This window comes from Pseudarthrobacter sp. 05T312 (assembly GCF_056396685.1).
Window position 1 is genome coordinate 40,148 of the sequence record NZ_JBFTLY010000018.1, and the last position, 19,464, is coordinate 59,611.

A 19,464-nucleotide genomic window follows, 5' to 3' on the forward strand; every position below is an offset into this window, starting at 1 on the left:
CCGCTTCAGCGGCCGACGGCGGTGCGGCGCCTGGCTGTGCGGTGAGCGGCGGCGCCGCGGCGACGAACGAGGCGCGAACGCCCCCGGTCAGGCCAGGCTGCGCCGGGACAAGGGCAGGCCGGAAGGGGTAAAGGTCCAGGCAAGCACCGCGCCCGTCACCGGTACCGCCATCACGAGGGCCAGCAAGTGCAGCCAGGGAACGTCCACTGCCGTCCGCATGTCCGTCGACAGGACAAGCAGGAGCGCGGGTACCACCCCTGCCAGCACTCCCAGCAGGGCGCCCACGCCACTGGTGAAAAGGGCCTGCGATCCTGCCAGGGCCTTACGCAGCCGCGGTGAGGCTCCCACCCCGGCAAGGGTGGCATGGTCCGTCCGGGCATCGGTCAGGGAGAGGCCGGTGGTGATGCCCGCTGCGCTGAACGTGATGAGGGCCGCCGCGGCCACAATGGACCATGTCATCCACTGGCTGCCCTGGGAAATGCCCGGCTCAGCCCGGAAGGCCATGCCGGGTTGCCGGTAGACGGCCGCGATGGCAGCGGAGGCTGCATCCGCCTCGGCCTCCGACGGATACTTCGCCAGCTGAATAAGCAGCCCGGCGGGTTCAGCGCGGAGCTCCAGGCGTGCTGCGGTTTCCGGCGAGACAACGCCGAAGTATGGGACCGGGACCACCGGCTCAAGCACCGCTGCGGCCAGGAAAGTACTCCTCACCGCTGAGGGCACCGTGCCCGGCCCTGACGGCGCCGGCCCTTGGGTCCGCACATCCTGCGCCTGCAGCAGGACAGATCCGTCACGGACGAAGACGGAGTTGGTCACCACCATCCCCCCGGCCTCCAGCACCGCCAGGGACTCCGCAGAGGGGTCGCGGCCCAACACTGCCCGGATGTCGTCCGCGCCGCCCACCAGGATGGCCCGGCCGGAGGGCTGTTCATTGACCATGGACCCGCGGCACCGCCAGTCCCCCGGGTCCACTACCCGTCCTACGGGTGTCGTCGGGCACGTATTGGCCTGCGGCCTGGCAAGCGAAAACAACAGGCAATTCGAGGTGTCCGTCAGCGCCGGCAGGCCAGGATCGGCGGGGCCCTCCGGGCAGTTCCGCAGGCTTGCGGGGGCGGTGATGACCCGGGTCGATTGAACCGTCCCCAGGGCACCATCCACCGCTGCGGAGAGCACGCCGGCGTCAACGTGCACGGGCGGCCGCATGCTGCCATCGGCGGCGAGTGGCTGGTCCACCGTGAGCGGCAGGTACGCCTGGTTTTCCAGGGCGCCCCAGTAATGCGAGTCCCGCAGCCCGGCCTGCTGGCTGGCTGACAGCACCAGGGCAGCGCTTGCCAGGGTGGCGGCGGCGAGTACGGCCGCCACGGCGGGGACGCTCCGGCCACGGTTCCTTGCCGAATCACGCGCCGCCATCCGGAGGGAGAGGGACAGCCAGCGCGTCCGGGACGTCAGCCGGACGATCAGCCATCCGGTCAGCATTACCAGGCCCGCAACTGCGGCCACCGCCCCGGCGATCAGCATGGTGGCCACCACGGGCAGTTGCTCCGCCCGCTGGTCGGGATCGTTCGTGGAATTGCTGAGTAGCCAGCCGCCCACCAGCAGCCCTGAGGCAAGTGCCAGCGCGACGACGCCGGCCACCGTGGCGCGGCGCCCCGTGGGCGCTGGCGCCCGCCCGGATTTGAGGGCACCCAGCACGGCCTGCCGTGACACCTGCCGCGCCGGGACCAATGCGGCCAGCAGGCAGGCGCCCAATCCCATGGCCATGGCCACGGCCGTCAGGAGGAGGTCCGGGTGCAGGCCGGCCAGCCGGGCGGAGCCGGTGGAACGGACCACGTGGACGACGACGGCAGCGGCCCCCAGCCCCACCGCAGCGCCGGCGGCCACGGCCAGGCTGCCAAGCCACAGTCCACCGGCAGTGACGACGGCTCCGACGGTGGCAGTGTCCGCTCCGGAGGAGGCCAGCAGTGCCAGCTCACGTACCTGGCGCTTGGCACCGACGGCGAAAGCGGCACCGGCCAGCAGGCCTACTTCGAGCAGTGCGAGCGCACCGACCAGGCCGAAAGTGGCATAGACGGTCACCAGCACAGGGGTGTTGTCGTGCAGCTGGGAGCCGGGAACCCTGCGCTGGCCGGCGGGCGGCGGGTCCAGCACCACACTGCGGGAGAGCACGCCCACGCCTTCGCTGTTGGCCTCCCTGATCTGTTGCCAGGTGACCGGCTCGGGACCCACCAGGTAATAGGACACGGACTGGCGGGTCGAAGGGCCCGGCGCCAGGTCCGCGGGCGCCTGGCCGGCCTTAAGGTACAGGATGCTGTTGCTGTCCGCGGCGGAAGCGTCACGGATGGTACCCACCGGGACAAAGGTTCCTGCCGACGTCGTAAATTCCTGGCCGAAGGCGAGGTGGAACCGCGTCGTCAGCCCGGGCGAGGCGAGCACCTCCGTCCCGCCGCGCGGTGCGCGGCCGGCCAGCAGGCTGTACTTGCCGTCAAAGGCCGGATTGAGCGCGTCAACCTCGCGGCCCGGCAAGGAAACCAGGGCCGCGCCCACGCCGGCGGTCAGCGTGAGTGTCCGCTGCGGAAGGACCTCGTAGCCCGCAGGGATGGCGTCGGCAGGGTTTGTCCGCTGGAAGTCCGGGTCGTAGCGGCCGGAGCTGGAAGCGACGACACCGTCATTGAGTGGGTCCTGCAGGGAGTCAGCGCTGGGAACCGGCAGGACGCTGAACCTCGCCTGGGTGTTGCCCAGTTCGTACCGGACAATCTCCCCGGGCGTGCGCTGGGAGCTCTGGTAGAGGGTGGCGGCGCCGGTCATGCCCGCCACCGGCAGCATGATCAGCAGGATGACCAGGAGCGAGCGCCCCTTATGGCGGACGATATCGCGGCGGGCCAGGCGCAAGGCAACCCGGCGGCCGCTCCGGCGGCCCTGCGGCGCGGGAGCGAGGTCAAGCGGCATCAGAGTCCGGCCTGCGTCAGGAGCATCGTGGGGTCGTGCATGGCTGCCGCCTGGTCAATGATGCGTCCATCCCGCAGGAAGACCACCCGGTCCGCCCAGGCGGCGTGCCTGGCCTCGTGGGTGACGAGCATGACCGCGGCTCCGGCGTCGGCCCTGGCGCGCAGCACCTCCATGACCCCCTGGCCCGTTGTCGAATCCAGCGCACCGGTAGGTTCGTCGGCGAGGATCAGCCGGCGCTGGCCCACGATGGCCCGGGCGATGGCGACCCGCTGCTGCTGGCCGCCGGACATCTGGTCCATGAACCGGTCCGCAAGCTCCGGGATGCCCACCTGCCGGAGCGCGTCGGCGGCCTGCCGGTGCGCCTTCCGGGCCGATGTTCCGTCCAGTTCCAGGGGCAGCGCCACGTTTTCGGCGGCCGTCAGCGTGGGGACCAGGTTGAAGTCCTGGAACACGTAGCCAACGGCCCGGCGGCGCAGCCGGGCCAGTTCGTTCAGGCCCAGGCCGGCCAGGGGCGTGGATTCAACAAAAACAGCGCCCGACGTCGGCCGGTCCAGTCCGCCGGCAACGGCGAGGAGGGAGGACTTTCCTGAGCCCGACGGACCCATCACTGCGACGAACTCCCCCGCGCAGATGGTGAGGTCAACGCCGCGGAGGGCTGCCACGGCCGTCGCGCCTTCCCCAAAGGTCCGGCCAACCTGGGCAAGTTCCAGGACCTGCTGCGGCCCCTGCACGCTCACCGGCGGCTGTCCGCGTTGAGCGGGGCGTCTTCCGTGACCCCGTTGGACGTTTTCCGGGCTGACCCCGCGGCTGCGGCCTGCGCCTGCTGGACCATCCTTGCCTCACAGAGGTCCAGCCAGCGGACTTCCGCTTCGGTCTGGAAGATCAGCGAGTCCAGGACCAGGAGCCAGGCGGTATCCGTGGCCCGCTGGTTCGCGGCCGTGTCACGCCGGGCTTTGGTGTAGTCCTGCAGTGCCCTGATGGACGCCACGCGCTGGGCCTGGATGATGGCCTGCACATCAACCCCGGGCAGGGTGACGGCGAGCGCCAGCTTGATGGCGAGCTCATTGCGGGGCGGATTGTTCCGTTCCACGGGGGCGGCGAACCAGCTCTGCACCTCCGCTTTGCCGGCGGCGGTGATGCTGTACACAACGTGGCCCTCGCCGTCGTCGCCCTCCTTGGCCACCAGGGCATCGCGTTCCAGCCGGTCCAGGGTGGTGTACACCTGCCCGATGTTCAGGGGCCACGTGGCTCCGGTGCGGTTCTCGAACTCGACCCGCAGCTGGTAGCCGTAACGCGGCTGGTCCTGCAGCAGGGCGAGGAGGCTGTGGCGTATCGACATGGTGCTCCCCCGGGCTTAGTCATTGCCGGTATGCACAGGCCCCCAAGACCCGTGCATACCGCGTATACCAACCCTAAGCCGGATTACCCCTGCACGCAATACCGGGTATGTATGCCCTAGAGGACCAGGAGGACCTTGCCCACGTGGTCACCGCTGTCGAAGTAGCGGTGGGCGGCAGCCACCTGGTCCAGGGGGAACGTCTTGGCAACCAGCGGGCGGATCCTGCCGTCGGCCACCAGCGGCCACACGGCGTCGCGGACGGCGGTCATGATGGCGCCCTTTTCCGCCACTGGCCTGGGTCGAAGCGCGGTGGCCACCACGGCCGCCCGCTTCTTCAACAGCAGGCCCAGGTCCAACTCGCCCTTGGTGCCACCCTGGAGGCCGATCACCACCAGGCGCCCATAGTCGGCCAGGGCATCCACGTTCTGCGGGAGGTATTTGGCCCCCACCACGTCAAGGATGACGTCCGCCCCCTTGCCGCCGTTCTGCCGCCGAAGGCTCTCCGGAAAGTCTTCCTCTTTGTAGTTGATGGCAATGTCCGCACCGAGGAAGGCTTTGGCGGTGCTGACCTTCTCATCGCTTCCGGCCGTGGTGGCCACCCTGGCACCGAACGCCTTGGCCAGCTGGATGGCCATGGTGCCGATCCCGCCCGTGGCCCCGTGGATCAGGACCGTCTCGCCCGGCTGCAGCTGCGCCGTCATGATGAGGTTGGAGTAGACCGTTGCCGCCACTTCCGGCAGCGACGCGGCGGTGACCAGGTCCACGCTTTCGGGGACGCGCAGCACCTGCTCGGCCGGTACTGCCACCTGCTGCGCGTAGCCACCGCCCGCCAGCAGGGCCACTACCTTGTCCCCCAGCGAAAACGGCCTGCTGACACCCGGCCCGAAGCCGGCAATCCGGCCTGACACTTCCAGTCCCGGAACCTCGGAGGCGCCGGGCGGCGGCGGGTAGAACCCCCGGCGCTGCTGGACATCGGCCCGGTTCAGGCCCGCAGCCACCACGTCGATCAGCACTTCGCCCTGGCCGGGAACCGGGGCATCCACGTCCCGCACTTCCAGCACTTCCGGGCCGCCCGGTTCAGATATATAGACGGCTTTCATGGACCTCTCCCGTTCGTGACTTCAATCCTGGCTGCATCCAGTGTGCACCGGGGGCTTCCCCGGGCCTGTTTTGTTGCAGGCAAGTGCCTATGAAACACTACTAGCTGAGGAAGGTTGTCCGAGCGGCCGAAGGAGCTGGTCTTGAAAACCAGTGTGCGGTAACCCCGTACCAAGAGTTCGAATCTCTTACCTTCCGCAAGGGAACCCCTGGCAGCCGGCACCACCGGCCGCCAGGGGTTTTTTGTTTAAACAGCCGCCGCCCGCCGTGTTGCATGCACGTAAATTCTCTGGATTAAACCCCTGCCGGACCCGGATTCGAAAGCTACCGGCCGGTATCGTCTGTGATTGCCGGCACACGTCCGTGTTCCGGCAGCATCACTCCCGTCGACAGCACCTCGGCCCGGGCAGGGAAAGCCCGGCGCCGCCAGTGTGGGCCGCTCCGCTGGGGAACGTCCCGCCGAATGCACGCTGCAGCCACTTTGCGTTCATTCAGTGCTGTTGTCATATGCCTGACACCACTTGACCAGGAGCAGGATCCGGACCCACGCCCGGATCCTGCCCCTGGCGCACTCCACCGGGCCACCCACCCGGGACACCTCAATGAAAGTAAGAGCGGATGCATCTGAATACATGGAAGTTAACGCTGGGCACAGCGTTGTCCGCGGGGCTCATCGCAGCCCCGCTGGCAGCTGTCCCGGCGGCCGCGGAGGTCTCAGCCGCGGCCGGCACCTCCCCCGTTGTGATCAACGAGGCCTACCTGAGCGGCGGCAGCAGCGGGGCCGCCTTCAAGAACAAATTCGTGGAGCTCTACAACACCTCCGACACCCCCGTATCCCTGGACGGCTGGTCCATCCAGTACCGCTCGGCCACCGGCACGGGTGCACCCTCCGGCTTGGCGCCGCTGTCCGGTTCCATCCCGGCCAAGGGCTACTACCTGGTGCAGGGCAGCAGCAACGGAACCAATGGCGCCGACCTCCCCGCGCCTGACCTTGCCACCACCCTGAACCCGAGCGGCACAACGGGAACCATCGTGCTCGCCAAGCAGCCCACCGCCGTCGCACTTCCCACCGGTTCTGCAGTGGAAACCGCCGGCGTGGCGGACCTCCTGGGATACGGCACGTCCAACACCTTTGAAACCCAGGCTGCCGCGGCACCCGCCGGGAACACCGATGTGAAGAGCCTCAACCGGGCCGCCGGGGCGGACAGCAACAACAACGCCGCAGACTTCACACTCCTTGGCACCGTCACGCCAACAGCGTCGGGCGGCGCAGCTCCGGCTCCCGACCCCACACCATCGCCGGATCCCGTCGCCCGGACCATCGCTGAGATCCAGGGCACCGGGACGGCAAGCCCGCTGGCCGGGGCCACCGTCACCACCAAGGGCAAAGTCACCGCAGCCTTCCCCACCGGCGGCCTCAACGGGTACTACCTCCAGACCCCCGGCACGGGCGGTGACCTGACGGCCACCAACCACGCCGCATCCGACGGCATCTTCGTCTACTCCCCGGCCACTGTCGGGTCGGTGCAGGCCGGCGACTACGTGCAGGTCACCGGCGCCGTGGCCGAGTACTACGGCATGACCCAACTCAACGTCACCGCGGCGGACGGCCTCACCAAGCTCACCGAGGCCGCCCCCGAGGTCAAACCCACCACCTTCACCCTCCCCGCCACGGAAACGTTCCGCGAAGCGCTGGAAGGAATGCTGCTGGCACCCCAGGGCCCCCTGACGGTGAGCGACAACTACAGCCTGAACCAGTACGGTGAGATCGGCCTCGCCGGCGGCACCACTCCGCTGGTCCAGCCCACCGCCGTCGCGCCCTACGGCTCCGCCGAGTACTCCGCCGTCGTGGCTGACAACGCAGCCCGCGGCATCAAGCTCGACGACGGGTCCAGCACCAACTTCCTGAAAGACGCCGCCACCAAGGCCGAGGTCCTGCCGTACCTGACCACCACGGACCCCGTCCGCGTGGGATCCCCGGTCACCTTCAACACCAACGTGGTGCTGGGCTACGCCAACAACTCCTGGAAGCTCCAGCCACTGACCCACCTGACCGGGGCCAACAAGGCCACGGTCCAGCCTGCCGGGTTTGGCGCCACCCGCACGGAGGCTCCGGCAGCCGTGGGCGGCAACGTCAAGATCGCCTCGTTCAACGTCCTGAACTACTTCCCCACCACCGGCGACACCCTCTCCGGATGCACGTTCTACGAGGACCGGGACGGCAACCCGATCACGGTCCGCGGCGGGTGCGATGCCCGCGGCGCCGCCAACGCCGAGAACTTCAAGCGCCAGCAGGACAAGATCGTCTCCGCCATCACCAAGACCGGCGCCGACGTCGTGACCCTCATGGAAATCGAGAACTCCGCCCAGTTCGGCAAGAACCGCGACGACGCCCTGGCCAGGCTGGTCGAGGCACTGAACATCCCCACACCCGGCGCCTGGGACTACGTCCGCACCCCCGCGAACGCACCCCCGCTGGCCGACGAGGACATGATCCGCACAGCCTTCATCTACAAGAAGGCCGCCGCAGAACCGGTGGGCGAATCCATCATCCACAACGACACCGTCGCCTTCGCCAACGCCCGTAAACCGCTGGCGCAGGTGTTCAAGCCCGTGGGCGGCTCCGATGACAAGAAGTTCATCGCCATTGCCAACCACTTCAAATCCAAGGGCTCGGCCGCAACGCCGGACGATACCGACAAGGGCCAGGGCAACTCCAACCTCGCCCGCACCGCGCAGGCAAAGTCCCTCCTGGACTTCGCCACCTCCCTGCAGCAGGACAAGGGCACCGACAAGGTCTTCCTCATCGGCGACTTCAACTCCTACGGCAAGGAAGACCCCATCAACGTCCTCACCGGCGCGGGGTATGTCAACCAGGACGACAAGGCGAAGAACGCCGATGGCTCCGCGAAGCACTCCTACCTCTTTGGCGGCCTGGTGGGCTCCCTTGACCACATCCTGGCCTCCCCCGCCGCCAACGGCGTGGTCACGGGCGCGGACATCTGGAACATCAACTCCGTCGAATCCGTGGCGCTGGAATACAGCCGCTATAACAACAACGTCACCGACTACTACGCCCCCAACCAGTTCCGCGCCAGCGACCACGACCCGGTGGTGGTGGGCCTGGACCTCCCGGCGGCACCAGCCAGCGTCGACCTCAACCTCCTGAACATCAACGATTTCCACGGCAGGATTGATACCAACACCGTCCAGGTGGCCGGCACCATCGAGAAGCTGCGCGCCGCAGCCGCCCCGGGGGCCACGGCATTCCTGTCCGCGGGTGACAACATCGGCGCCTCGCTGTTCGCCTCGGCCGTTGCCAAGGACCAGCCGACCATCGACGTGCTCAACGCGCTGGAACTGAAGGCAGCCGCGGTGGGCAACCACGAGTTCGACGGCGGCTGGGCTGACCTGCGCGACCGCGTCATCGCCGGCGGCACCAATGCGAAGTTCCCCTACCTGGGCGCCAACGTCTACAGGAAGGGCACCACTGAACCCGCACTTCCGGAATACACGGTGCTGGACCTGAACGGCATCAAGGTGGCAGTGATCGGCACCGTCACCCAGGAGGTCCCGTCCCTGGTGACACCGGCAGGCATCGCCGACCTCGACTTCGGGGACCCGGTGGACGCCATTAACCGGGTGGCCGCGAAGATCACCGCGGACAAGGCCGCCGACGTCATCATCGTGGAAGACCACGACGGCTCCGGCTCGGGCGTGGTGGAAGGTGCCACGCTGGAGCAGGAAGTGGCAGCCGGCGGGCCTTTCGCCAGGTTGGTCACCGAGACGTCCGCCGACGTCGATGCCATCTTCACCGGCCACACCCACAAGGAATACGCCTGGGACGCACCCGTTCCCGGCGTGGCAGGCAAGACCCGGCCCATCGTGCAGACCGGCAACTACGGTGAGAACGTGGGCCAGATCCAGCTGACCGTGGACACCACCACCAGGCAGGTGACCGCTTACAAGGCCGGGAACGTCAAGCGCACCACTGACGCCGCCGCCGGCCTGGTGGCCGCCTACCCGCGCGTGGCCGCCGTCGACGCCATCGTCAAGAAAGCCCTGGCGGACGCCGCCGAGGTGGGGAACCAGCCCGTCGGTTCGGTAACCAAGGACATCACCACTGCGTTCACCACGGATGCCACCGGCGGCGCCAAGCGGGATGACCGCGGCAGCGAATCCACCCTTGGCAACCTGGTGGCCGATTCCCTTCTTGATTCGCTGAAGTCCGCCGACCTCGGCGGTGCGGAGATCGGCGTCGTCAACGCTGGCGGCCTGCGCAACGAGCTGTACTACGCCCCGGACGGCACCATCACCTACGCCGAGGCGAATGCGGTGCTGCCGTTCGTGAACAACCTGTGGACCACGTCCCTGACGGGGGCGCAGGTCAAGACCCTGCTGGAGCAGCAGTGGCAGACCAACCCGGACGGCACTGTTCCCAGCCGTGCCTACCTGCAGCTGGGCCTGTCCAAGAACGTGAACTACACCTACGACGCCGCCCGTGCCGCGGGCGACCGGATCACCGCGGTGCGGGTCAACGGTGAACTGCTGGACCCGGCCAAGTCCTACCGGGTGGGCACGTTCAGCTTCCTGGCCACCGGCGGGGACAACTTCCGGGTCTTCACCGAGGGCACCAATACCCGGGATTCCGGGCTGGTGGACCGGGACGCGTGGATTGGGTACCTGCAGAAGAGCAGTCCGGTGTCGCCCGACTTTGCCCGCCGCTCCGTGGCAGTCGCCAACACCACCGCCGACGGAGTCAAGCCGGGAGAGTCCATCACTTTGACGGTCTCCAAACTTGACCTGACCTCCCTGGGCAGCCCGGTGAACACGGCCATGGCAGCTTCGTTCACCGACGCCGCCGGCACGGTCACCACACTGGGCACCGTACCGGTGGCCGCCGGGACGGCCTCTGTGGACCTGGCCGTCCCGGCCGGTGCGGCCGAGGGCGCGGCAACACTGGTGCTCACCGCCGTCGAGTCCGGCACCGTGGTGAAGGTGGCCGTCCTGGTGGGAGCCGATACGCCGGCACAGCCGGCCTGTGTTCCGCCGGTCAAGCCCAGCCGTCCCGCTGACGTCAGGGGCCAGGCGAACTACGGCCAGGCCATGGCAGCGTACCGGGCCTGCCTGCGGGGCTAAAACCCCGGATGCGCCATCACCTGTGGTCCCTGTTCCGCCGGTTCAGCGACCATAAGTGATGGCGCATCGCCATTTAAGGCCTGGGGTTACGCCCTGCGGAGGATGGCGGCGGCAATCTCGTCCGCGTCGCGGAGCGTGCGCTGGCCGCTGCGGTACGCTGGCCCGCCGGGCTGGACAGCCTCTGCGGCGATGGCGGTGCCCCACTGGGCCGAGGACAACTGCAGCCCCAGCACGAAGAGGCCGTCGGTGACCGACCCGTTGGCCGCCACCGGGCGGTACGGATGCGGCTCCACGTCCAGGCCGGTGGACTCGATGGGGGCACCCTCGGCAGTCATCATGAGCTTGGGCCGCACCAGCCCGTCGGCCAGCAGTTGGGCCAGGAGCGGTGAATCGTTGGCCGAGACCCGGTTGCCGGGGGCCAGCGCTTCCACCATGGTCCGGGCCGTGGCCGGCGCCCCCGCCACCCACGGCGAAGAAGCGGTGAATAGCGCCGATTTCCGGTCCACGCCGAATTTCGGGTCCGGCCCCACGAAGCTGACCACCCCGGACCGTGCCAGGGCCGCGAGCTGCTCGGACCGCAGTGCGGGCGGTCCGCTCGCCAGGCCCTCCACAAACGATTCAAACCAACCCCGCAGGCCGGCGACCCACGACGCATCGGTGATGCCGCCGTCGGCCACCGCCGTCTTGAGGACGGCGCGCCCGTGGTGCAGCGCGCCGATGGCCATCTTGACCGGATCGTCCTCGCCCAGGGCGGACCGGCGCGCATCGTCAAGCAGGAACTCCACGACGGCGGCGTCATGCGCGCTGCGGGACTCGAAGGAACGCCCTGCCAGCGGAGCCGCGAGCCCCGGCAGGTCGAGGCGGTGGCGGGGACCGACGTGGACCGCCAGGACGCTCTCAACACTGTCCTCCCAGTTCGCGGCGCTGTGCGCGTGCGGCTGCAGCGCTTCCTCCAGGGCCGCGAGGAAGGCGGGCGGATCGGGCACCGCGCCGGGCTGCGAGCGCACCAGCGTTGAGTAGTAGGCCCACAGGGCGTCCCGGTGCAGGAGCGGCCACAGGTCATGGTCGAACGACGGGCGGATCCCGGCCTTCTCCAGCCGCCCGATGGCGGCCTCGGTGAGGTACCGGAGCGTGATGGAGGAGGCGTAGTAGCCGTCCAGCGCCGCCTTGGCACGGTACGGGGTTCCGCGCCGCGAGGCCGCAATGATCCGGGGTTCCTGGCCGGACGGTTCATACACCAGGCCGGTGCCGTTGGGCACGAACTTGCCGCCGCGTCCCTCGGTGAGCTGGCCCATGGTGTCGAAGAAGTTCAGGCCCATGCCGCGGACCAGGACCGGTTCCCCGGCAGGGATCCGGGACCAGTCCACGTCCGCGGGAACGGCCGGAGGAAAGTACTGCAGGCCCAGTTGCCCGGCGGCGGCCTGGAGCTCGCGCTGTTCCGGGTTCAGCCGGGAGGGGATGTGCCCCAGTGCCAGCACCACGGAATTGGCGCGGATGGCGGCACCGTTGGCCAGGCCGACGTCGAACGTTCCGTCCCCCGCGGGACGCACCGATGTTGCCGCCGTTTCGTGGAATTCCACCGTGACGCCGTCGGATGCCTTGCCGAGCAGCTCTTCCACGGTGCAGCGGAGGTAGCGGCCGTAGATGGCACGGCTGGGGAAATCATTCGATCCCAGCACTGCCAGCTCCGCCCGTTCCTCCGCGGTGAGGGACGGCAGGGGGTCCCGCTGCTGGATGGCCCGCCACTGGTCGAAGGTGGTGCCGGCAACAGGGGCGGGAAGGGCCGGATCCTCGGGGACCAGGGTGGGATAGAACGACTGGGTATTCATGAGGAACAGCCGCGATTGACCGGGCTGCCACACATGTCCCGGGCCTGCCGGATAGGGATCCACGACGTCGATGTGCAGGGGCGCTTTCGGGTTGCCTGCGGTGGCGGTGTGGGCGAGCAGCCGCTCCAGCACGCTGGTGCCGCGGGGGCCGCCACCGATGATGACGGCCCGGTTGCTCTGCGATATTTCCACGCCATCCAGCGTACGGGCTGGAAGCGGAGCGTGCGCCGGACGCTTGACTTGCCAGCCATGGGGGATGTTGTTTGGATGGGGCGCATGACCACCACAGCAGCTGATCAAGCGTCCGTTCCCGGCCCCGGCCGGGACACCACCGGCACCAACTCCCGCGAAACCGCGCCGGAACCCGTCGACGAGAATGTGTGGCTGGAGGACATCTACGGCGAGGAGCAGCTGGCCTGGGTCAAGGAGCAAAACTCCCGAACCGAGGACCTGCTGGAGGGCGACGGCTACCCGGAACTGGAGGCCGGCATCCTGGAGGTCCTGGATTCCACGGACCGTATCGCCATGGTGGGCAAGCGCGGAGACTGGTACTACAACTTCTGGCGCGACCAGGAGAACCCCAAAGGCCTGTGGCGGCGGACCACCTGGGAGAGCTACTGCACCGACTCCCCGGAGTGGGATGTCCTGCTGGATGTTGACGAGCTGTCCCGTGCCGAAGGCGAAGAGTGGGTGTTCCACGGCGCCACGTTCCTGCGGCCCGCGGCCGGGGAGCCCTACCGCCTGGCGCTGCTTGCCCTCTCCCCCGACGGTGGCGACGCCAACCGGTACCGCGAGTTCGACGTCGAGGCGCGGGGCTTCGTGGACCCCGCCCGTGGCGGATTTGACCTCCCGACGGCGAAAGGCAACGTGTCCTGGCTCGACGGCGGCACCCTGCTGGTTGCCTCCACCGCTGACGGGCTGCCCAAGACAGCATCCTCCTACGCCCGGACGGCAGTGACGCTCAAGCGCGGGGAGTCCCTGGCAGCGGCCCCACGCCTCTTCGAGGTGCCCGAAGACCACATGATGGCCATGGCCGCCCATGACTCCACGCCCGGCTTCGAACGGACCTTCGCCGTGGACTACATCGACTTCTTCAACCGCACCAACTTCGTGCAGCGGGACGGAAGCTGGGTGCAGATCGACGTGCCCACCGACGTTAACGTCAGCGCCCACCGGGACTGGCTGCTCTTCCGCCCGCAGCAGGACTGGGCCATGGACGGCACCACCTACCCTTCCGGCGCGCTGCTCGCCGCCAACTTCGAGGACTACCTCGCCGGCCGCCGGGACCTCACCGTCCTGTTCACCCCCGATGCCCACACCTCCCTGCAGTCCTGGAGCTGGACCGGGAACTTCCTCCTGCTCAACCTGCTCAAGGACGTCTCCTCCGAAATCCGGGTGCTGGACCCGTCCAGGCCCTCCGGGAACCGGGACGGCGGGTGGGCGGCCACCCTCCTGGACGCCTGCCCGCCGCTGCATGACGTTAACGCCTACGCCGTGGACGACGAGGACGAGGCACCAGCCGACGGCGGGGCCGGTGATGACTTCTGGCTCATCGCTACCGGCTTCACCACTCCCACCACCCTGATGCGCGGCACCCTGGAGCGCGGCAACGCGGAATCCGGGAGCGCCGGGACGTCCGGCGTGGTGAGCCGGCACGCTGTGGTCAAGACCTCGCCGTCGTTCTTTGCCGACGGTGACTATGAGGTGGAGCAGCATTTCGCCGTGTCCGACGACGGCACCCGCGTTCCGTACTTCCAGGTAGCTCCGCGTGGCCTGGCTTTGGACGGGCAGAACCCCACCCAGTTGTCCGGCTACGGCGGGTTTGAGGTTTCGCGGACGCCCGCATACAGCGGCACCGTGGGCAGGGCATGGCTGGAGCGGCGCACCACGCTCTCGGACGGAGGCGACGGGAAGGCCCCCCACTCGCGGGGCGGAGTGTACGTGGTGGCGAACATCCGCGGCGGCGGCGAGTACGGCCCGGCCTGGCACCGGGCCGCGCTGAAGGAAAACCGGCACCGCGCCTACCAGGACTTCGCAGCCGTGGCCCGCGACCTGATCTCGCGCGGGGTCACCTCGCCGCGGCGGCTGGGCTGCGTGGGCGGCTCCAACGGCGGCCTCCTGGTGGGGAACATGCTCACCCGGTACCCGGAACTGTTCCGGGCCGTCTCCTGCGGGGTGCCCCTGCTGGACATGCGCCGCTACACCAAGCTCTCCGCCGGGCACTCGTGGATTGCCGAGTACGGGGACCCGGACGTTCCCGAACAGTGGGAGTACATCAGGACCTTCTCGCCCTACCACCTGCTCAGGGACGCGGTGGAGTATCCGGAGACGTTCATCTGGACGGCAACCTCGGATGACCGGGTCGGCCCCGTCCAGGCGAGGAAGATGGCAGCCCGGATGCTGGCCATGGGCATCCCCAACGTGTGGTTCCACGAAGCCCTGGAAGGTGGCCACACCGGCGCCTCCGACAACCGGCAGGCCGCTGCACTGCAGGCGCGCAGCCAGCACTTCCTGTGGAAAGCGCTGGCGGGCTGACCGCCATGGCACCCGGGTTGGCCGTGCGGCGGGCCACTGCCGCGGACATCGAGCAACTGGCCCGGGTGCACGTCCGCTGCTGGCAGGAGACCTACCGGGGCATGCTGTCCGATGCCTTCATCGCTGCCGTGGACCCGGCCGGCCGGCAGCGGCTCTGGCAGCATTTGCTGGACCGCCCGGACCCGGCCGAGGCGTGGGTGGCGTGCGACGGAGGCACGGTGGTGGGGTTTGCCGGTTCCCGCCGGCTGCCTGCCCCCGGTTCCCCGGAAGGGCACCCGCCGCCGGCCTCCGGAGACCTGGAGCTGTGGGGGCTGTACCTGCTGGCCTCGCACCAGGGCCGCGGGCTGGGCGCCCTTTTGCTGGAGGCGGCCATCGGTTCCCGGGCGGCGAGCCTCTGGGTCGCGGCCGGCAACAGCCGGGCCATCGGGTTCTACCGCCATTTCGGCTTCGAACCCGACGGTGCCAGGGACGTCCTGACGGACTGGGAGGACCTGCCCGAGATCCGGATGGTCCGCCCGTCACAGCACTGACCGCCGCCCCGCCCCTTCCCTCTTCCCCGGGCTGGAGCCCGTCGCGGCACCGTTTTGCACTGCATGGCCGGATCTGCGTATCCTTGGTGGGCTAGTAATAGCAACTGGAGACGTGCCAGAGCGGCCGAATGGACTTCACTGCTAATGAAGGGTCGGGGTTAAACTCGACCGGGGGTTCAAATCCCCCCGTCTCCGCGTTTGGCCCCGGTCCTTGGACCGGGGCCTTTTGCGTTGCCGGTGGCTTCTGGAACGCGCTGTCCGGCCAACGGACACCGCAGGCGCCCAGCGCCGCCGCGGTGGGAGGATTGGCCCATGGCGGCACCCAGCAACCCAGACCACCAGGACGGCGCCCGGACGGGATGGAATCCGCGCCTCGCCCTCCTGGTAGCGGCAGCGTTCTTCATGGAATTCCTGGACGGCACGGTGCTCACCACTGCCATTCCCAGTATTTCAGCTGACTTTGCCGTCCCCGCCGCCGACGTCAACATCACCATGACCGCCTACCTGCTGACGGTGGCCATCGGCATTCCCCTCAGCGGCTGGCTCGCGGAACGCTTTGGGGCCCGGCGGATCTTCTGTACAGCCATCGCGGTGTTCACGCTCTCGTCCCTGGCCTGTGCACTCAGCCAGGACCTGGCCACACTGACCCTGAGCCGCATTGCCCAGGGTGCCGGGGGCGCCATGATGGTCCCGGTTGGAACGCTGGTGGTGCTGCGTGGCACACCGAAGTCGGAGCTGCTGCGCGCCACCGCTTTCCTGGTTTGGCCCGGGCTCCTGGCTCCGGTCCTCGCGCCGCTGGTGGGCGGCGCGCTCACCACCTACCTGTCGTGGCACTGGATTTTCCTGGTGAACCTGCCGCTTGGCGTGGCCGCCTTCGCGGCATCGCTTCGGCTGGTTCCGACGGTACCGGGCGATCCCGGCCGGCGGCTGGACTGGCCGGGAATGCTCCTGACAACGGTTGGCGTCGGTGCCCTGGTGACCGGCCTGGAGCTCGCCAGCAGCCACCCGGGACTTCCCTGGGCCGGAATCAGTGCCGCGGCTGGAGCCGCGGCACTGATTGGGGCCGTCCTGTGGATGCGCAGGGCTCCCCATCCGCTCTTCAACCTGCAGGTCTTCCGCACCCGGACGTTCCGGGCGATGGCCACGGGAGGCTTCGTCTACCGGGTCACCATCAGTTCGGTGCCGTTCCTGTTGCCGCTGATGTTCCAGGCCGGCTTCGGCTGGTCGCCGCTGCACGCCGGCGCCCTCGTCGCAGCGGTCTTCGTCGGGAATATCGGGATCAAGCCGGCCACCACTCCGTTGATCCGGAAGTTCGGCTTCAAGGCGATGCTGGTGTTCGCCTCCTTGGCCTCAGCCGTGAGCTTCGCCCTCTGCGCCCTGATGACGCCAGAGACGCCCGTGGCTCTGATGGCCCCCCTGCTGGTGTGCAGCGGCGCCTTCCGCTCCATCGGGTTTTCGGCCTACGCCTCGGTCCAGTACGCGGACATTCCCCCGGCCCAGCTGACCTCCGCCAACACCGTTTCCGCCACGCTGGTGCAGCTTGGCACAGGTTCCGGCATTGCGATCGCAGCCCTGCTGATCCGGACCTTTGACGGACTGGGCGCCGCGGCCCAGGATCCGGCCGGCCCTTTCCGCGGCGCGTTCCTGGCGATGGCAGTCCTGATGCTGGCAAGCACCGTGGACAGCATCCTGCTCCCCCGGCACGCCGGGGCAGCAGTCAGCCGGCCTGGGCCAGGACCAGGGGCAGCACCGCTCCCGCCCCGGCCAGCCGAAGGGCGCGCCCCGCGACGGTGAGGGTCCACCGGCTGTCCGTGAGGTCGTCGATCAGCATCACCGGCTGGCCTTGGACGGCCTGCAGGGCAGCTTCGAGCTCGGGGCCCACCACCAGCCGGTCCCATACCCCCGCCAGCCGGTAGGCGCTGTTGCCGCCGCGGCCGCCAGTGGGCCCGCCGTGGGCCAGCTGCAGCTCACCAAGGTAGGGGATGCGCCCGATTTCCGAGATTCCCCGGGCCAGCGAGCCCACGAGCTGGGGCTTGCCGCGGGACGGCACGCCCACGATCGCGGCCGGCCTGCCCACCCCGCTCCACCCCGGGTTCCGGCCATCGCCGGTCCCCCACTCGCGCAACACCTGGACGCAGGCCTTTAGCATGCCCGGGTCCACCGGCCGGTCCTCCGCGCCGGCGGCGAACAGTTCCCGCAGGGCACCGCCCCAGCCGAGGTCTGTCAGCCGGGCCAGGACGCGCCCCTCCGAGAGGCCCTCAGCCGGTTTTAGTTTCCCCTTCACCGGCACCCCGAGACGGTCCATGCCGCTTGGCCACTGAAGACGCGGCTCCAGGACGCCGCCCGCCCTGCTGAGGGTCTGGTTGGCCGCCGCCGTGGCGTCGGCGGCCACATCCGCAGGGAACCACTGGCCGGCGCAGTTGTCGCACCGGCCGCAGGGGCGGGCTGTCTCGTCGTCCAGGACCGACGTGATGTACTCCATCCGGCAACCGGCCGTGTCCTGGTAGATGACCATGGAGTCCTGCTCGTCCACCCGGGCCTCCGCAATGCGGCTGTAGCGCTCGCCGTCGTAAACCCAGGGCTGGCCCGTGGAGCGCCAGCCGCCGCCGACCCGCTCCACCGCCCCGTCCACGGACAGGACCTTCAGCAGCAGCTCAAGCGGAGTGCGGCGAAGGTCCACCCGGGCTTCAAGCGCCACCGTTGACAGTGCCGTTCCTGCCTCGGCCAACGCCGTCAGCACCGCGGCCGCCTTCTCCTCGGACGGCATGGACGCCGTGGCGAAATACTGCCAGATCTCCCGGTCCTCGGATCCGGGCAGCAGCAGGACGTCGGCGTTCGCCGCGCCGCGGCCGGCGCGGCCCACCTGCTGGTAGTACGCCACCGGCGACGACGGCGCGCCGAGGTGGACGACGAAGCCAAGATCGGGCTTGTCGAAGCCCATTCCGAGCGCGGAGGTGGCCACCAGCGCCTTGACCTGGTTGTCCTTGAGGAGCTGCTCTGCCCGCTCCCGGTCCGCCGGATCGGTCCGCCCGGTATAGGCCAGCACGTTGTGTCCCGCCTCGGACAGGAGCCGGGCGGTGTCCTCGGCCGCGGAAACGGTCAGGGTGTAGATGATGCCGCTGCCGGGAAGGTTTGCCAGGTGGGTCAGCAGCCATCCCAGCCGCTCCTTGGAATTGGGCAGCGACAGGACGCCCAGCCGCAGCGAGTCCCTGCCGAGGGAGCCTCGGATGGTCAGCACGCCCGCACCGAGTTGCTCCTCGATGTCATGCACCACCCGTGAGTTGGCCGTGGCCGTTGTGGCCAGGACCGGAACCGTGTCCGGGAGGCGGTTGATGAGGTCGGCGATCCGGCGGTAGTCGGGGCGGAAGTCGTGGCCCCAGTCGGAAATGCAGTGGGCTTCGTCGATGACCAGCAGCCCGGTCCGGCGGAGGAGCTCGGGCAACTGGGTCTCCCTGAACGCGGGGTTGGTAAGCCGCTCCGGCGAAACCAGGAGGACATCCACTTCGTCGGCAGCGAGCTGACCGCGCACGGCGTCCCACTCCAGCTGGTTGGCGGAGTTGATGGCGACGGCGCGGACCCCGGCCCGGGCCGCGGCCGCCACCTGGTCGCGCATCAGGGCCAGCAGGGGCGAGACGATGAGCGTGGGCCCGGCTCCCCGGCGGCGCAGCAGCAGCGAGGCCACGAAGTACACGGCAGACTTCCCCCAGCCGGTGCGCTGGACCACCAGGGCCCGCCGCCCGCCGTCGACCAAGGCCTCGATGGCTTCGAACTGCCCGTCGTGGAAGACCGCGTCCGGGTGCCCGACCAGACCGCGGAGGACCTCCAGCGCTTCGGCGTGCGTGGCGGTCCCCGGCGTACCGGGGCCGGCCGTATCTTCAACTGCGGTAGCGGAAACTGGGGAAGCGAACTGGTTATTGGCCATTGATTCAGTATCCCAGCACCCTCCGACAGCCCCCTAAACCCTCCCGCCGCTATGTGGAAAGCGCCACAACGCACATTGAAAGGCCGGCCCTGTGACGCAAGTTCTCCCGGAACCCGCCGGCCCCCTGCG

10 protein-coding genes and 2 tRNA genes are annotated in these 19,464 nt (G+C 69.1%); 6 read left to right on the forward strand and 6 right to left on the reverse strand.

The window, feature by feature from the left end:
* Positions 1 to 87: 87 nt before the first annotated feature.
* The 4 genes from AC1DIP_RS18030 to AC1DIP_RS18045 all read right to left on the reverse strand — a co-directional run bounded on the left by AC1DIP_RS18030 (position 88) and on the right by AC1DIP_RS18045 (position 5,382).
* Positions 88 to 2,943: an FtsX-like permease family protein gene (locus AC1DIP_RS18030; protein ID WP_477734569.1), complete on the reverse strand. Its 2,856-nt coding sequence runs from the start codon at positions 2,941 to 2,943 to the stop codon at positions 88 to 90.
* On the reverse strand, positions 2,943 to 3,680 hold the full coding sequence (locus AC1DIP_RS18035; protein ID WP_477734570.1) for an ABC transporter ATP-binding protein: 738 nt from the start codon (positions 3,678 to 3,680) through the stop codon (positions 2,943 to 2,945). Before AC1DIP_RS18035 ends, AC1DIP_RS18030 begins: the two co-directional genes overlap by 1 nt.
* Positions 3,677 to 4,282 (reverse strand): PadR family transcriptional regulator, encoded by a 606-nt coding sequence (locus tag AC1DIP_RS18040; protein ID WP_477734571.1) that lies wholly within the window; start codon positions 4,280 to 4,282, stop codon positions 3,677 to 3,679. Before AC1DIP_RS18040 ends, AC1DIP_RS18035 begins: the two co-directional genes overlap by 4 nt.
* A 116-nt stretch (positions 4,283 to 4,398) precedes the next feature.
* Positions 4,399 to 5,382, reverse strand: coding sequence for an NAD(P)H-quinone oxidoreductase (locus AC1DIP_RS18045; RefSeq protein WP_477734572.1), 984 nt, complete (start codon positions 5,380 to 5,382; stop codon positions 4,399 to 4,401).
* 108 nt (positions 5,383 to 5,490) lie between these two features.
* Here AC1DIP_RS18045 and AC1DIP_RS18050 point away from each other — a divergent pair.
* Positions 5,491 to 5,578, forward strand: a tRNA-Ser gene (locus AC1DIP_RS18050).
* A gap of 420 nt (positions 5,579 to 5,998) precedes the next feature.
* Positions 5,999 to 10,519, forward strand: a complete 4,521-nt coding sequence (locus AC1DIP_RS18055; protein ID WP_477734573.1) for an ExeM/NucH family extracellular endonuclease — start codon at positions 5,999 to 6,001, stop codon at positions 10,517 to 10,519.
* An 86-nt stretch (positions 10,520 to 10,605) separates the two neighbouring features.
* Here the strand turns inward: AC1DIP_RS18055 and AC1DIP_RS18060 are convergent, their stop codons facing one another.
* Entirely contained in the window at positions 10,606 to 12,540 is a 1,935-nt protein-coding gene (locus AC1DIP_RS18060) for an FAD/NAD(P)-binding protein (RefSeq protein WP_477734574.1), read from the reverse strand.
* An 84-nt stretch (positions 12,541 to 12,624) separates the two neighbouring features.
* On the opposite strand from AC1DIP_RS18060, the gene AC1DIP_RS18065 reads away from it, so the two are divergent.
* The 4 genes from AC1DIP_RS18065 to AC1DIP_RS18080 all read left to right on the forward strand — a co-directional run bounded on the left by AC1DIP_RS18065 (position 12,625) and on the right by AC1DIP_RS18080 (position 17,207).
* The gene (locus AC1DIP_RS18065; protein WP_477734575.1) at positions 12,625 to 14,883 is read left to right on the forward strand and encodes a prolyl oligopeptidase family serine peptidase; all 2,259 of its coding nucleotides are present in this window, start codon (positions 12,625 to 12,627) and stop codon (positions 14,881 to 14,883) included.
* 5 nt (positions 14,884 to 14,888) lie between these two features.
* On the forward strand, positions 14,889 to 15,413 hold the full coding sequence (locus tag AC1DIP_RS18070; RefSeq protein WP_477734576.1) for an N-acetyltransferase family protein: 525 nt from the start codon (positions 14,889 to 14,891) through the stop codon (positions 15,411 to 15,413).
* A gap of 106 nt (positions 15,414 to 15,519) precedes the next feature.
* Positions 15,520 to 15,608 (forward strand) — tRNA-Ser (locus tag AC1DIP_RS18075).
* 117 nt (positions 15,609 to 15,725) lie between these two features.
* The gene (locus AC1DIP_RS18080) at positions 15,726 to 17,207 is read left to right on the forward strand and encodes an MFS transporter (protein ID WP_477734577.1); all 1,482 of its coding nucleotides are present in this window, start codon (positions 15,726 to 15,728) and stop codon (positions 17,205 to 17,207) included.
* On the opposite strand, the gene AC1DIP_RS18085 is transcribed toward AC1DIP_RS18080, so the two are convergent.
* Positions 17,131 to 19,335: a RecQ family ATP-dependent DNA helicase gene (locus tag AC1DIP_RS18085; protein ID WP_477734578.1), complete on the reverse strand. Its 2,205-nt coding sequence runs from the start codon at positions 19,333 to 19,335 to the stop codon at positions 17,131 to 17,133. The genes AC1DIP_RS18080 and AC1DIP_RS18085 overlap by 77 nt on opposite strands.
* Between the last annotated feature and the right edge of the window lie 129 nt (positions 19,336 to 19,464).